The 15,557-nt window shown below is 55.7% G+C and carries 13 protein-coding genes; 8 read left to right on the top strand and 5 right to left on the bottom strand.

Features of this window, described 5'->3' with window-relative positions; translation table 11 throughout:
• The first annotated feature begins 1 nt into the window (after nt 1).
• Nucleotides 2–1,081, top strand: a complete 1,080-nt coding sequence (gene pmrB, locus KCR01S_RS10590) for a two-component system sensor histidine kinase PmrB (RefSeq protein WP_061282690.1) — start codon at nt 2–4, stop codon at nt 1,079–1,081.
• 286 nt (nt 1,082–1,367) lie between these two features.
• On the opposite strand, the gene uvrB is transcribed toward pmrB, so the two are convergent.
• On the bottom strand, nt 1,368–3,392 hold the full coding sequence (uvrB, locus tag KCR01S_RS10585) for an excinuclease ABC subunit UvrB (RefSeq protein WP_061282688.1): 2,025 nt from the start codon (nt 3,390–3,392) through the stop codon (nt 1,368–1,370).
• A gap of 245 nt (nt 3,393–3,637) precedes the next feature.
• Between uvrB and KCR01S_RS25135 the strand changes: the two genes are divergently transcribed.
• Nucleotides 3,638–3,775, top strand: coding sequence for a hypothetical protein (locus KCR01S_RS25135; protein WP_156478757.1), 138 nt, complete (start codon nt 3,638–3,640; stop codon nt 3,773–3,775).
• Nucleotides 3,776–4,007: 232 nt separating this feature from the next.
• Here the strand turns inward: KCR01S_RS25135 and bioD are convergent, their stop codons facing one another.
• The 4 genes from bioD to bioB are packed head-to-tail and all read right to left on the bottom strand — an operon-like array spanning nt 4,008 to nt 7,611.
• A complete protein-coding gene (gene bioD / locus KCR01S_RS10580; protein ID WP_061282686.1) occupies nt 4,008–4,685 on the bottom strand; it encodes a dethiobiotin synthase in 678 nt (225 codons plus the stop codon).
• Complete coding sequence (gene bioC / locus KCR01S_RS10575) at nt 4,678–5,433, bottom strand: malonyl-ACP O-methyltransferase BioC (protein WP_061282684.1); 756 nt, start codon at nt 5,431–5,433, stop codon at nt 4,678–4,680. The genes bioD and bioC overlap by 8 nt, the downstream gene beginning before the upstream one ends.
• A complete protein-coding gene (gene bioF / locus KCR01S_RS10570) occupies nt 5,417–6,574 on the bottom strand; it encodes an 8-amino-7-oxononanoate synthase (protein WP_061282683.1) in 1,158 nt (385 codons plus the stop codon). Before bioF ends, bioC begins: the two co-directional genes overlap by 17 nt.
• Entirely contained in the window at nt 6,571–7,611 is a 1,041-nt protein-coding gene (bioB, locus tag KCR01S_RS10565; protein WP_061282681.1) for a biotin synthase BioB, read from the bottom strand. The genes bioF and bioB overlap by 4 nt, the downstream gene beginning before the upstream one ends.
• 84 nt (nt 7,612–7,695) lie before the next feature.
• Here bioB and bioA point away from each other — a divergent pair, with 84 nt between their 5' ends.
• The 6 genes from bioA to KCR01S_RS10535 all read left to right on the top strand — a co-directional run bounded on the left by bioA (nt 7,696) and on the right by KCR01S_RS10535 (nt 15,494).
• The gene (gene bioA, locus KCR01S_RS10560) at nt 7,696–8,985 is read left to right on the top strand and encodes an adenosylmethionine--8-amino-7-oxononanoate transaminase (protein WP_061282679.1); all 1,290 of its coding nucleotides are present in this window, start codon (nt 7,696–7,698) and stop codon (nt 8,983–8,985) included.
• A gap of 168 nt (nt 8,986–9,153) precedes the next feature.
• The gene (locus tag KCR01S_RS10555) at nt 9,154–9,630 is read left to right on the top strand and encodes a kinase inhibitor (RefSeq protein ID WP_061282677.1); all 477 of its coding nucleotides are present in this window, start codon (nt 9,154–9,156) and stop codon (nt 9,628–9,630) included.
• A 455-nt stretch (nt 9,631–10,085) separates the two neighbouring features.
• A complete protein-coding gene (locus KCR01S_RS10550) occupies nt 10,086–12,062 on the top strand; it encodes a PTS mannitol transporter subunit IICBA (RefSeq protein ID WP_061282676.1) in 1,977 nt (658 codons plus the stop codon).
• 55 nt (nt 12,063–12,117) lie between these two features.
• Complete coding sequence (locus KCR01S_RS10545) at nt 12,118–13,275, top strand: mannitol-1-phosphate 5-dehydrogenase (protein ID WP_061282845.1); 1,158 nt, start codon at nt 12,118–12,120, stop codon at nt 13,273–13,275.
• 161 nt (nt 13,276–13,436) lie between these two features.
• Nucleotides 13,437–13,994 (top strand): MltR family transcriptional regulator, encoded by a 558-nt coding sequence (locus tag KCR01S_RS10540; RefSeq protein ID WP_233269621.1) that lies wholly within the window; start codon nt 13,437–13,439, stop codon nt 13,992–13,994.
• 216 nt (nt 13,995–14,210) lie between these two features.
• Nucleotides 14,211–15,494 (top strand): putative acyl-CoA thioester hydrolase, encoded by a 1,284-nt coding sequence (locus tag KCR01S_RS10535; protein WP_061282672.1) that lies wholly within the window; start codon nt 14,211–14,213, stop codon nt 15,492–15,494.
• Nucleotides 15,495–15,557: the final 63 nt, after the last annotated feature.

Below are 15,557 nucleotides of genomic sequence, written 5' to 3'. Positions count from 1 at the left end.
CATGGCGCTCTTTTCCGTTCGCAAATGGCCGATGCGTCATCAGCTGCTGCTGGCCATTGGCGTTATTTTGGTGGTGTTCCAGCTTATCAGCGTGTTCTGGCTCTGGCACGAGAGCAAAGAGCAGATTGAGCTGGAAGTGGCAATGCTGATTAACAATCACAACAATGCCAAACACATACGCCACGAAGTGCGAGAGGCGATTGCCAGCCTTTTGGTGCCAAGCCTGGTGATTATCGGTTTGGCGCTGTACTTATGCCTGCAGGCGGTCAAGCGTATTACGCGCCCGCTGGCCGATCTGCAAAAAGAGCTCGATGCCCGTACGCCGGGAAATTTGCAGCCCATCTATTTGCAGCATTCCACGGTTGAAGTCGAAGCAGTCACGACGGCCATCAATCAGTTGGTTGAGAATTTAACCCAAACGCTGGACCGCGAACGCCTGTTTACCGCTGATGTGGCCCACGAACTGCGTACGCCGCTGGCAGGGCTGAAGCTGCATCTGGAGCTACTGGAAAAAACGCAGCATCTGGATCTGTCGGCGCTAGTACAACGGCTCGATCAAATGACCGAGAGCGTTGCGCAGCTGCTACTGTTAGCGCGCGTGGGACAGTCGTTCTCCGCTGGTAGCTATCAGCAGGTTAATCTTTACAGCGATGTGGTTGAGCCGCTAACAGGTGAACTGGAAGCCATGCTGAGTGCGCGTGGGCAAAAGCTGGCTATTCGCGGATCCGCCTCAACCCTGACCGTCTCCGGCGATGCCACTTTGCTGCGACTGTTAGTGCGTAATCTGGTGGAAAACGCCCATCGCTACAGCCCTCAAGCATCAACGATCACACTCTCGCTGGAAACCGCATCACACCCGATGCTGGTTGTCGAAGACGAAGGACCGGGGATTGATGAATCGAAAGTCGGTGAGCTGAGTCAAGCGTTCGTCCGGATGGACAGCCGCTACGGTGGGATTGGCCTCGGGCTCAGCATCGTGACGCGTATAGCCCAGTTGCATGAAGCCGCATTCTTCTTACAAAACCGCGATACCGGAACCGGCACGCGGGCTTGGGTAGAGTTTCTGGCACCCAAGCGCTAAGAGGTGTTAGTAGGTCAACAACCAATGGCAGGCAAATCCAGCGACAATCGCGACTGAAACCAGCATGGTGAACAGCTGTTGGAAACTTAACTGAGACATGATGCTACCCCCTGAAATTTTAGGGATAGTATCAGTAGAATTTATTAAGTGAACATTAAGGATTCAGCCCGCAGCGTGATGTTCGCCACAATTCACGCCGATACTGCGCCAGGCTGGCCTCACGCTTGAACTACGGGTGACATCAAAGTCGCCCGACGCGCCGAAAGCGGCCGGGCGAAGGATGCCATCACGACGTTGCAATAAACAGTTCGCGCAGCTTATGCAGCCTGTCGCGAGCCTGTGCCGCCTCTTCGAACTCCAGGTTTTGCGCATGCTTCATCATCTGCGCTTCCAGCGTCTGAATCTGCTGCTGCAACGCTTTCGGCGTCAGTGCCTGTACATCAGGCTCGACGACGGACGATGCGCCGCGCGACTTGCCGCGACCTTTCGCTTTGGTCTTCGCCAGCCCTTCGCCCATCGACAGAATATCGACCACGTCTTTCACCAGCCCCTGCGGCACGATGCCATGCTCTTCGTTGTAGAGCTGCTGTTTCTCACGACGACGCTCGGTCTCGCCAATGGCCTTCGCCATTGAGGCGGTAATTTTATCGCCGTACAGAATCGCCTTACCGTTGATATTACGCGCGGCGCGGCCAATGGTCTGAATCAACGAGCGTTCAGAACGCAGGAAGCCCTCTTTGTCAGCGTCGAGAATTGCCACCAGCGAGACTTCAGGCATATCCAGCCCTTCACGCAGCAGGTTGATGCCCACCAACACATCAAACTCACCGAGGCGCAGGTCGCGAATGATTTCCATACGCTCGACGGTATCGATATCCGAGTGCAGATAGCGAACCCGTTCGCCGTGCTCTTCCAGATAATCGGTCAGGTCTTCCGCCATCCGTTTGGTCAGGGTGGTGACCAGTACGCGTTCGTTAATCACCGAACGTTTACGAATTTCCGACAGCAGATCATCAACCTGAGTCCCCACTGGGCGGACTTCAATAATCGGATCGAGCAGCCCGGTTGGACGCACGACCTGATCGATGACTTCACCGCCGGATTTCTCCAGCTCATAGTTACCCGGTGTCGCCGACACATAAATGGTCTGCGGCGCGAGCGCTTCAAACTCTTCAAATTTTAAAGGACGGTTATCCAACGCCGACGGCAGACGGAAACCGTACTCGACCAGCGTCTCTTTACGCGCCCGGTCTCCGCGATACATGCCGCCAATTTGCGGGATGGTGACGTGCGATTCGTCGATGACCAACAGTCCATCGGCCGGCAGGTAGTCAAACAGCGTCGGCGGCGGTTCGCCCGGGCCTCGGCCGGAAAGAAAGCGCGAATAGTTTTCAATGCCCGAGCAGTAGCCAAGTTCGTTCATCATCTCGAGATCAAACTGGGTGCGCTGGCTGAGGCGCTGTTCTTCCAGCAGCTTGTTGTTGTCCAGCAGCACTTTGCGTCTTTCCGCCAGCTCAACCTTAATCTCTTCCATCGCCTGGACAATACGTTCGCGCGGCGTCACGTAGTGACTTTTTGGGTAGACCGTATAGCGCTGCAGCGTCGATTCGATATGCCCGGTCAGCGGGTCAAACAACGACAGCCGCTCGACCTCTTCGTCAAACAACTCCACGCGCAGCGCAATGTCATCCGATTCCGCCGGGAAGATGTCGATAACCTCGCCGCGCACGCGGAACGTACCACGCTGGAAGGCTTGGTCGTTGCGGGTGTACTGCAAATCCGCCAGACGACGCAAAATGGCGCGCTGGTCGATAATGGTGCCCACCGTCAGATGCAGCATCATTTTCAGGTACAGATCAGGATCACCCAAGCCGTAGATAGCCGAAACCGATGCCACGACGATGACGTCACGCCGTTCAAGCAGCGCCTTGGTCGCCGACAGGCGCATCTGGTCAATGTGTTCGTTCACGGCGGAGTCTTTTTCGATAAAGGTATCGGAACTCGGCACGTAGGCTTCTGGCTGGTAGTAATCGTAGTAAGAGACGAAATACTCGACCGCATTCTCCGGAAAGAACGCTTTCATTTCGCCGTACAGCTGCGCTGCCAGCGTTTTGTTTGGCGCCAGCACCATCGTTGGCCGCTGGAGATCGGCAATCACATTTGCCACGGTGAAGGTTTTACCCGATCCGGTTACGCCCAGTAGCGTCTGGTGCGCCAGGCCGTCTTCCAGCCCCTCTTTCAGACGTGAGATGGCAACAGGCTGATCGCCTGAAGGACTAAACGCGGAATGCAACTTAAAGGGTTTACTCATGGGCAACGCTACCTGATGACTGATGGCCGGGCTGGAGATTAATTCTACTCGTCGCCTACGGATTTGCCAATAAAAAAGACTGGATATAAAAACAGTAGTGCATTATCGTATTTCGTGTACGCGTGGCGATAACAAGCAAGAGCGGCTGAAATTTATCCTCGGACCAGATAAAACACTAGCCGGACATGGTTATCCCCAGAACATTTTCTCTTTTAACATTTGTCAATATAGGTCATGAAAGTTTTATGGCAATTCCCGGCACTTTTTATGACGCCATTGCTTTTATTTATCCTGTTGATAATAAAAAGAAACATGGAAAAGACGCGTTTCGCGCCAATTCAGGCGAAAGCCGCATGTTCTCTCGTTTACCGCTAGTTTTCTAACCCTAATACACAGGGTTATCCACAGGAATAGTGGATAACTACCTCTAGCCCGTATCTCCCGCCACCCGGCGATTTGCGCAACACGAGCCAAAAGCCACGGCAAAAATTTTTTTTCCCGCTGATTTTGATATTTATCAGCGAAAAGGCGTAGCCATTTTAAGGTGATTTTGTTCGATTCTTTTACGTTTTCTGCGGGTTAGAGCTTCCGAATGAAGATAACCCGCAAAAAGGATCAGAGGGCGTTTAGCGAAAGATATTGTCCTAGCGATTGGCTCTCTGCCGCATCGCCCAGCCACGGTATTTCACCTAGCATCGGAGCCGGTAGCATCCGCTGCAGCGTGCTGAGGTATTCAGCGTGCCGGCGGCCCGGTGGCGTTACATCATTGGCAATCCAGCCTGCCAGACGCAGTCCAGCCTGCTGCACCGCCTGAGCAGTTAGCACCGCGTGATTGATGCAGCCCAGCTTCACCCCGACCACCAGAATCACCGGCAGCTGTTCCATCTTCACCCAGTCAGCCAGCGTCAGCGTCGGCGACAGCGGCGTAAACCAGCCACCCGCCCCTTCCACCAGCACCCAATCTGCCTGCGCTTCCAGCCCGCGTAAACCCGCCGAAAGCACGCTGGCTTCAATCGGTCGCTGCTCGTCGGCGCTGACGATATGCGGTGAGGTGGGTTCTGCGAAGGTGTAAGGGTTAACCGCATCGTAGTCGAGTGACACCACGCTGTTGCGTTGCAGCGCCAACGCATCGCTATTGCGCAATCCCTCTGCCGTCATTTCGCTGCCGGAGGCCACCGGCTTATAGCCCGCGGTACGACGCCCCAACAGGCCAGCGGCTTGCAAAAGCGCGGTACTGGCCACGGTTTTTCCTACTTCGGTATCGGTACCGGTTACATAGTAGCGTTCAATCACGCGTGATGACTCCTGTAAAAAGATGGTAAGTCAACGGGCATTCACCCGCCTGCGACGGCCATGCCAACTGGAGCTGCTGGAGCCTACCGCGTGTTAATGGCAGGCTTGCGCGCCCCTCGTGAAGATGGGTCGCACCAATCCCCTTCAGCGAACGCATGGCGCTTAACGCATCGGGAAATGGCAGAGTGATAGAGGTTGACGTCGCCTGATGGCGAAAGCCCGCCAGCGCGTCGCGCAGCGTCTTTTCAGGCAGAAAACGGTTGGCGTGCGGATGGCTGTCAATGCTACGCCAGGCCTGATTAAGTTCAGGCAGTGAACCCGCGGTCAGCGTAGTAAACGCCAGCGTGCCACCGGGACTTAGCTGGCGATAAAGCCCAGCCAGCGCCACGTGGATATCACTGCACCACTGCACCGCCAGATTGCTCCACACCAGTTCAAAGCCCCCTTCCGACAGCGGAATATCCTCGATATCCGCATGAACATAACGGTCCGCAGCCCCCTGGCGTTGCGCCTGCTGCAACATGTCGCCTGAAAGATCCAGCGCGGTGACGTGGCTACCCCGTTCGCGCCAGTAGCGGCTGTAGCTACCCGGCCCGCATCCGGCATCGAGCACTCGTGGGAATGCCTGCGCCGGAAGCTGCGCCAGCAGATGCGTCGCACTCAAACGTTGCAGCGCATCGTGCTGGTGATAGTGAGCCGCCGCACGGCCAAACGCCGCGGCGACCGCCTGTTTATCCACGCTCGCCATGCAGTACCTCCAGCAGATGCGTAATATCCTGCGGTTCATGCGCAGCGGTCAGCGTCAGGCGCAGACGTGCGGTACCGGCGGGAACCGTCGGTGGACGGATTGCCGTCACCCAACAGCCCTGCTCACGCAGCCGTTCTGCCAACGCTAGCGTGTGCTGATTATCCCCCACCACGAGCGGTTGAATGGCACTAAGCGAGTCAGACAAGGGGTAGGACAGCCCGCTGGCGCTGCGGCGAAATTCTGCCACGTGCTGCGCCAGCGTTTCACGACGCTGCTGACCTTCATCGCTACGGATAACCGCCAGCGCCGCCTGCAGCGCCACCGCCTGAGCCGGCGGCATGGCGGTGCTGTAAATCAAATGGCGGGCAAACTGCAGGAAGTAGTCTGCCACCGCGTTGCTGCACAATACCGCTGCGCCACTGAGACCAAAGGCTTTGCCAAAAGTGACAATCAGCAGCTCCGGGTGAATACCCTGCTGCTGACAGCTACCGCGCCCGTTATCACCGTCAACGCCAATACCGTGCGCATCATCAACCATCAGCCAACCGTTGGCCTCTCGCGTGGCGCGGGCAATGTCGGCCAGCGGCGCGCGGTCGCCATCCATACTGAAGACCCCTTCCGTCACCACCAGTTGCTGCCCCTCAACGGGCGCAGCCAGCAAGCGAGCGAGATGCTGGCTGTCGTTGTGCTGAAAGCGCCTGAGCTGTGCGGGGCTCATGGCCGCCGCTTCCAACAGTGAAGCATGGCTGAGGCGATCGGCCACGATACGGTCTTCCCGCCCGGCCAGTGCGGCAATCACCGCCTGATTGGCGGCGAATCCGGAGATAAACAGCAACGCACGGTCATAACCCAGCCAGCCGGCCAACTGTTCTTCCAGCTGCTGGTGAGCCTGATGATAGCCGGTAACGTGACCTGAACCGCCGGAGCCTACGCCGTAGCGCTCGGCGCCCTGCTGCCAGGCCTGAATCACCAGTGGATGCTGGCTTAAGCCCAGATAATCGTTACTGGAAAAATTCAGATAACGGCGATCGCCACGGACCAGCCAGCGTCCCGCACCCTGCGTTAGCGGCTGACGCTGGCGAAATGCCTGGGCCTGGCGGCGCTCGGCGATGGCCTGTTCAATTCGCTGCTGCCAGCTCATACCGCCGCCGCGTTGTAATATTCCTCGGTATCCGGCGTCATCAACGCCTGTTCCAGACGCTGCTGCTGTTCGTTATCGCCGGCAGTGACCATCGTCTGCTGCGGGTTGAGCCCCAGTTTGCGGAACAACTGCAGATCCTTGTCCTCTTCCGGGTTCGGCGTGGTCAGCAGTTTGCAACCGTAGAAAATCGAGTTGGCCCCGGCCATGAAGCACATCGCCTGAGTCTGCTCATTCATCTGCTCACGGCCCGCAGAAAGGCGCACGTGGGACGTTGGCATCATGATGCGCGCTACCGCAATTGTGCGAATAAAATCAAATGCATCGACATCTTCGTTATCCGCAAGTGGAGTGCCTTTCACCTTCACCAGCATGTTAATCGGCACGCTCTCCGGCGGCGTTGGCAAATTAGCCAACTGTAACAACAGACCGGCACGGTCGGTCACCGTTTCGCCCAAGCCGACGATACCGCCAGAGCAAACTTTAATCCCGGCTTCACGCACTTTGTCGAGCGTGTCGAGACGTTCTTGATAGCTGCGGGTGGTGATGATATTGCCGTAAAATTCCGGCGAGGTATCGAGGTTATGGTTGTAGTAATCCAGGCCCGCCGACGCCAGGCGCCCCGCCTGACTATCGGACAATGTACCCAGCGTCATACAGGCTTCCAGCCCCATTTCTTTCACGCCCTGCACCATCTGTTCAAGGTACGGCATATCGCGCTCGTGCGGGTTTTTCCACGCCGCGCCCATGCAAAAACGGGTGGATCCTGCCAACTTCGCTTTGCGAGCCGACTCCAGCACCTGTTCCACTTCCATCAGACGCTCGCTCTCCAGCCCAGTTTTGTAGCGCGAGCTTTGCGGGCAGTATTTGCAATCTTCCGGACAAGCGCCGGTTTTAATCGACAGCAGCGTGCTCACCTGCACCTGCTGAGGATCAAAATGCTGACGGTGAACCTGCTGCGCTTCAAACAGTAAATCCAGCAGTGGTTTATCGAAAAGAGCGGTAACCTGCGACATTGTCCAGCGTAAAGGGTGAGCCATTGGCTTCTCCGGGGGTTTTGTTAATTTTCGGATCGGTTTATACTCGTAAACCTAAAACTTTTCAAAATGGTTTACAAGTCGATTATGACAACGGACGATCTCGCCTTCGATCAACGCCACATCTGGCATCCCTATACTTCAATGACCGCACCGCTGCCGGTTTACCCGATTGTCTCCGCCGCAGGCTGCGAGCTGCAGCTGGCGAGCGGCGAGCGTCTGGTTGACGGAATGTCGTCGTGGTGGGCGACCATTCACGGCTACAATCACCCGCGCCTGAACGCGGCGATGAAAGCGCAGATTGACCAGATGTCGCACGTGATGTTTGGCGGGATAACCCACCCTTCTGCCGTGGCGCTGTGCCGTAAACTTGTTGCCATGACCCCGGAACCGCTGGAGTGCGTTTTCCTCGCCGATTCCGGTTCAGTGGCGGTGGAAGTGGCGATGAAGATGGCCTTACAGTACTGGCAGGCCAAAGGCGAGCCACGTCAGCGTTTTCTCACCTTCCGCAACGGTTACCACGGCGATACCTTCGGTGCGATGTCGGTGTGCGACCCAGATAACTCGATGCACAGCCTATGGAAAGGCTATCTGCCGGAAAACCTGTTTGCCCCGGCGCCGCAAAGCCGCTTTGACGGTGAGTTTGATGAGTACGACATGGTGGCGTTTGCGCGCCTGATGGCGGCGCATCGTTCCGAGATTGCTGCGGTCATACTGGAACCCGTCGTGCAGGGTGCGGGCGGGATGCGTATGTATCATCCCGAATGGTTGAAGCGGATCCGCAAGATGTGCGACCGCGAAGGCATTTTGCTGATTGCCGATGAGATTGCCACCGGCTTTGGCCGCACCGGCAAGCTGTTTGCCTGCGAACACGCGAACATCAGCGCCGATATTCTGTGCTTAGGTAAAGCGCTGACTGGCGGCACCATGACCCTGTCTGCGGCCATCACCACGCGTGACGTCGCAGAGACCATCAGCAATGGCGAAGCGGGTTGCTTCATGCACGGCCCGACGTTTATGGGCAATCCGCTGGCCTGCGCCGTGGCGGCGGAAAGTCTCGCGATCCTTGAGAGCGGTGAATGGCAAGCGCAGGTCGCCGCCATTGAACAGCAGCTCAAGCGCGAACTGGCTCCGGCAGCAGATTCACCGCAGGTCGCCGACGTACGCGTGCTGGGCGCGATTGGCGTCATCGAAACGCGTTATCCGGTGAACATGGCGCTGCTACAGCGTTTCTTCGTCGAACAAGGGGTGTGGATTCGTCCGTTTGGCCGTCTGATTTATCTGATGCCGCCGTATCTGGTGAGCCCGCAGCAGCTTACGCGCCTGACGCGCGCGGTCTGTTTAGCCGTCGAGCAGGAAACATTTTTTATCCTTTAAGCCGCCTCCGCACGCGCGTATGACAAACTGATGCGCGTTGCACTAAGGCGGCAACATCAGTGCATGACAGGGGTGAATCAGCACAGCCCGCGCAGAGTCAACTTGAAGGGTGACGCGTATAGCCGCTACACTCCTTTTTAATCAGTAGATTAACAAAGGAGGCAGTCAATGAAATTAGTCAGCCACGATCTGCGTGACGGTGAGAAACTCCCCCCACGCCAGGTCTTTAACGGGATGGGCTATGATGGCGAAAATATCTCTCCGCATCTGGCCTGGGACGATGTACCGGCCGGAACCAAAAGCTTTGTCGTGACCTGCTATGATCCGGATGCCCCCACGGGATCCGGATGGTGGCATTGGATCGTCGCTAATATTCCGGCGGACACGCGTGAACTGCCAGCCGGTGCCGGCTCAGATTTAGTGGCATTACCCGCGGGCGCCCTGCAAACCCGCACCGATTTTGGCAAAGCAGGCTACGGCGGCGCAGCGCCGCCACAAGGTGAAACCCACCGTTATATCTTTACCGTACATGCGCTCGATGTAGACAAAATCGATGTCGATGAAGGCGCCAGCGGTGCGATGGTCGGGTTTAACGTGCATTTCCATAGTCTGGCGAGTGCCTCGCTAACCGCACTGTTTAGCTAATTCGCCGCCAACCTTCTCAGCCCTGCATGGCAAACCGTGCGGGGCTTTTTTATATCCGTGATCTGAGATTTGTAATTTTATGACGTAAATTGACCGGGCATAGGCGAAAAACCGAGGGAGCGTGCGCTCGCGAAAAACATCTTGTGAATGTTGTCACAATTTAAAAACAAAGACGTTAAAAACAAAGGTGATTCAAATCACAAAAAATCGCTGGAAAAACCTCTTTTTTTAACATTGTAGCGAAATTACAGAAGTTAATGTGATGGCGATCACTTAAAAGGCCGGTATACGGGGGTTTAGTTAGTGATAAGCATCACAAATCCCCCTCGAGTACGCGAGATGGTAACGGCGTGATAGAGTCGATTTTGCATACAGAACGACTGGATGGTTTTTGGCGAAACCACCACAACTATTACGACGCGTAACATCTTTACGCGCACCACGAGGGGTGTTTTATGTTATCACCAGATATCAAGGTCAAGGTACAGAATTTTGGCCGCTTTCTCAGCAATATGGTGATGCCCAATATTGGCGCATTCATTGCCTGGGGTTTGATTACCGCTTTATTTATTCCAACGGGCTGGCTGCCTAACGAAACGTTAGCCAAGCTGGTTGGCCCAATGATCACCTATTTACTGCCGCTGCTTATTGGCTACACCGGTGGTCGCCTTATCGGCGGCGAGCGCGGAGGCGTAGTAGGTGCCATTACCACCATGGGCGTTATTGTGGGCGCCGATATGCCGATGTTCATGGGGGCGATGATTGCGGGCCCGCTCGGTGGCTGGGCCATTAAACGCTTTGACCGTTGGGTTGACGGTAAAATCAAAAGCGGTTTTGAGATGCTGGTGAACAACTTCTCGGCCGGTATTATCGGCATGCTGCTGGCCATGCTTGCCTTTATGGCAATCGGGCCGATGGTTGAAGTGTTGTCAAAAGTACTGGCATCCGGCGTCAACGTCATGGTGCAGAACAACCTGCTGCCGTTGACCTCTGTGTTTGTTGAACCGGCAAAAATCCTGTTCCTCAATAACGCCATTAACCACGGTATCTTCTCTCCGCTGGGCATCCAGCAGGCCACTGAAACCGGCAAATCGATCTTCTTCCTGATTGAGGCAAACCCAGGTCCAGGTCTCGGCGTACTGTTGGCATACATGTTTGTGGGCAAAGGCAGTGCCAAGCAATCTGCCGGCGGTGCGGCAATTATTCACTTCTTCGGCGGTATCCACGAAATCTACTTCCCGTATGTGCTGATGAACCCGCGCCTGATTCTGGCAGTGATCCTCGGCGGGATGACCGGCGTGTTTACCCTGACGCTGTTCAACGCAGGCCTGGTGTCTCCAGCCTCTCCGGGCTCTATCTTTGCAGTGCTGCTGATGACGCCAAAAGCGTCGCTGATTGGCGTGGCGCTGTCGATCATTGCCTCCACGCTGGTGTCATTCCTCACCGCTTCCATGCTGCTCAAACGCGTTCGCGTTGGCGATGAAGAGAGCAACGGTCTGTCTGAAGCGACACGCCGCATGCAGGCGCTGAAGCAGCAGTCCAAATCCGGCGGTAAAACCTCAGGTGAGCAGCCGCAGCCGGCTCCCGCGCTTGATTTGTCGAAAGATTTGCAGCACGTACGTAAAATTATTGTCGCCTGCGATGCCGGGATGGGTTCAAGCGCTCTGGGCGCTGGCGTCCTGCGTAAGAAGGTCAAAGACGCGGGTTTGGCCCACATTTCGGTCACCAACTGCGCCATCAACAGCCTGCCTGACGACGTGGATCTGGTGATTACTCATCAGGATTTAACCGAACGCGCCATGCGTCATGCTCCGCAAGCCATGCATATTTCGCTGAGCAATTTCCTTGATAGCGGGCTGTACACCGATCTCACCACTCGCCTGCTTGCCGCCAAAATGCCACCGGCAGCCAACGATAATCGGCTTATTAATCAGACGATTATTGCAGCAAATGACGAAACCTTCGAAGGCACTGAACGCGATGAGAATCTGTTTAAGCTCAGCGCCGACAATATCTTCCTGAACTTAACGGCCGACAATAAAGCTCAGGCCATCCGTTTCGCCGGTGAAATGCTGGTTTCCGGCGGCTACGTCGAGCCGGACTACATCGATGCCATGTTGGCACGTGAAGCATTAACCACTACCTATCTGGGAGAGTCTATCGCCGTCCCCCACGGCACCGTAGAAGCCAAAGACCGCGTGCTGCGCACCGGGATCGTCATATGCCAGTACCCACAAGGCGTTCGTTTTGGTGATGAGCCAGACGACGTGGCCCGCCTGGTTATCGGCATTGCCGCCCGTAATAACGAGCACGTGCAGGTTATCGCGCGCTTAGCTAACGCGCTGGATGATAAAGACGTTATCGAACGCCTGACACAAACCAGCAGCGTACAGGAAATCTTGCAGATCCTTTCCGGCGAGCAAGCGGCATAAGGTTTCGGGGGCCATTCGCCCCCTGACACGGATAGACTTTTTCGGAGTAATGTTTATGAAAGCAATTCATTTTGGCGCAGGGAATATTGGCCGCGGCTTTATTGGTAAACTGCTGGCCGATGCACAGGCAGAATTAACGTTTGCCGACGTCAACCAGCCGTTAATCGATCAGTTGGCCCATCAGCAGCACTATCAGGTCAACGTCGTCGGCGAGCAGGCGCGCGTCGAGCAGGTTAGCCATATCCGCGCTATCAACAGCAACAGCCCGGATGCGATTCAACAGATTGCGCAGGCCGATATGATTACCACTGCCGTTGGTCCGCAGGTCCTAAGCAAAATCGCCAGCACCCTGGCACAGGGGCTCATTGCCCGCCATGACAGTGGTAACCAGCAGCCGATGAATATCATCGCCTGCGAAAATATGGTGCGTGGCACCAGCCAGCTCAAAAACCACGTACTGGAAGCAATCCCGGCCGAGCTTCACGCCTGGGTTGAGGAACACGTCGGTTTTGTCGACTCCGCCGTGGACCGCATCGTTCCACCTGCCGCAGCAGCGAACGACGATCCGCTGGATGTGACAGTGGAAACCTTTAGCGAATGGATTGTTGATAGCACCCAGTTTAAAGGGCAATTACCAAATATTGCCGGGATGGAGCCAACAAGCAACCTGATGGCCTACATTGAGCGTAAACTGTTTACCCTCAACACTGGCCATGCGATTACCGCCTATCTCGGTCAGCTGGCGGGGCACCAAACCATCCGCGATGCCATCCTTGATCCGGCAATTCGCCAGGTTGTGCAAAGCGCAATGATGGAGAGCGGTGAAGTGCTGATTAAACGCTACGGTTTCGACCCAGCACAGCATGCGGCCTATATCGACAAGATTTTGACCCGCTTTGAAAACCCTTATCTGCAGGATGATGTGGAGCGCGTCGGCCGCCAACCGCTGCGTAAACTGAGCGAGCACGATCGTCTGATAAAGCCCCTGCGCGGGACGCTGGAGTACGGTCTTCCCCATGCGAATCTGGTGGTTGGCATCGCGGCAGCATTACGCTATCACAGCCACAATGACCCGCAGGCGCAAGAAATGGCGACCTTGCTGCGCGAGAATGGCATTGTTAACACCGTCATTCAGGTTTGCGGCCTTAACGATCAGCCAAAACTTGTCGCCCAGATAGCGAATGTGTATAACGCCATGCAACGCAAGGCATGATGCCACTCTGATGTTGGCGCTGCCGCTCAACGGCAGCGCCAGAAAAGAAGGATAAGATGAAACACAATCGCCTGCGCTTAGCTGCGCAACCAGAAGAAAACGCACATCGTCCGGCGACACCGGCGGCAGAGAAGCCGCGCGTCGCGGAATATGAAACTACGATGATGACTACAATGGACGATTCTGATCTTTATAAAAATCAGGCGGTTGAAAACCGTGTTCTGGAACGGCTTAATGCGCGTCAAACGCTCACCGGATTCATTCAGACTGCGGTTGGGCTTCTTGCAGAAGCGGTCGACCTGCTGATTTTGCAGGCCTTTCGCAAAGATGACTACGCCGTAAAATACGCGGTTGAGCCGTTGCTGGAAGGCAGCGGTCCGCTGGCTAACCTCTCGGTCCGCCTCAAGCTTATCTACGCGCTGGGGGTTATTAGCCGCGATGAATATGAAGACGTTGAGCTGTTGGTCGCGCTAAACAATGAATTGCTGACCGAGAATAAGATTTACAGTTTTACCGATGATGAAATCCTTGGGCCGATCGGAATGCTGCACTGCCTAACGGCGCTGCCACCGCCACCAACGCTGCACATGCCGGAGGATGTGGTTGATGAGTCGCTTATCACCATGCAGGAACAGCGCTATCAGCAAATGGTTCGCTCGACGCTGGTGCTCAGCATCACCGATTTAATCACCAGCTTAACGCATAAAAAAGCCTTTTAGGTGGCCATGGGAAGACGCAAGGCCACCGCTCGACGGAACCATAGTGCCGTTATTTCCTGCGGTTCTATGCCAGAAATACCTCCCTTTGCTTGTACATATCTGCATCACCCCAAAAACAGCTGATATTTTTATCGGTATATCTTCCCGTTTCGCTCAACTTAGTATAAAAAGGCTTTTTTTACAGGATTCACATTCACTTAACTAGCCTGGAGCAACATGAACACTTTATCGGTTTCTCGTCTGGCGCTGGCATTGGCTTTTGGCGTGACACTGACGGCTTGCAGCTCAACGCCTGCGGATCAGCGTCCGTCTGACCAGGCCGCACCTGGAACGTCTTCCCGCCCGGTATTGTCTGCTGAAGAAGCGCAGAACTTTACCGCCGCGCGTTATTTCTCATCGCTCGACCCTAAGGCTGCCGCCTGGTCTCCGTCGTCCGTCGCCCTCCCGGCCAAAGCGGACTTCGTGGTTGGGCCTGCCGGCACGCAGGGCGTCACGCACACGACGATTCAGGCCGCGGTTGATGCCGCCATTACCCGCCACAGCAGCGCGCGTCAGTATATTGCCGTTCTGCCAGGCGAGTATCAGGGCACCGTATATATTCCTGCGGCACCGGGCAGCGTGACGATTTACGGTACCGGCGATAAAGCTATCGACGTTAAAATCGGTCTGGCCATCGACTCTGAAATGAGCCCGGCAGACTGGCGTCGTCAGGTGAATCCAGGCGGGAAATACATGCCAGGTAAACCGGCGTGGTACATGTTTGATAACTGCCAGAGCAAACGTAATGCGACGGTTGGCGTGATGTGTTCTGCCGTAGTCTGGTCGCAAAACAGCGGCCTGCAGCTGCAAAATCTAACCATCGAAAACAATCTGGGCGACAGCGTTGATGCCGGTACACACCAGGCCGTTGCGCTGCGTACCGATGGCGACAAAACCCAGTTGAATAACGTCAACCTGCTGGGTCGTCAGAATACTTTCTTCGTCACCAACAGCGGCGTAGATAACCGTCTGCAGAACAACCGTCAGACCCGCACGCTGGTGAGCAACAGCTATCTTGAAGGTGATGTGGATATCGTCTCCGGGCGTGGCGCCGTGGTCTTTGATAACACCGAATTCCGCGTGGTGAACTCTCGCACCCAGCAGGAAGGCTACGTGTTTGCTCCAGCCACCCAGTCCAATATTTTCTACGGTTTCCTGGCCACCAATAGCCGCTTTACCGCAGCCGGTGACGGCGTGGCGCAGTTGGGCCGTTCTCTGGATGTGGACAGCAATACCAATGGTCAGGTCGTTATCCGCGATAGCGTGATTAACGAAGGCTTCAACGTGGCGAAACCGTGGGCGGATGCCGCGGTATCAAAACGTCCGTTCAGCGGCAATACCGGCGCGCAGGACGAGAAAGGCCAGATGAAACGTGATCTGAACGATCGCAACTTCAACCGCATGTGGGAATACAACAACCGCGGCGTGGGCAGTCACATCGTGGCTGAACCGAAAAAATAATCTCGCTGTAAAGCTAAAAGGCCCATGAAATCATGGGCCTTTTTTATTAGCGCTGTGCAAAAC

Origin of the sequence: Kluyvera cryocrescens NBRC 102467, assembly GCF_001571285.1 — a bacterium.
Lineage (GTDB): Bacteria > Pseudomonadota > Gammaproteobacteria > Enterobacterales > Enterobacteriaceae > Kluyvera > Kluyvera cryocrescens.
This window is presented reverse-complemented; position numbering and strand designations above follow the sequence as displayed.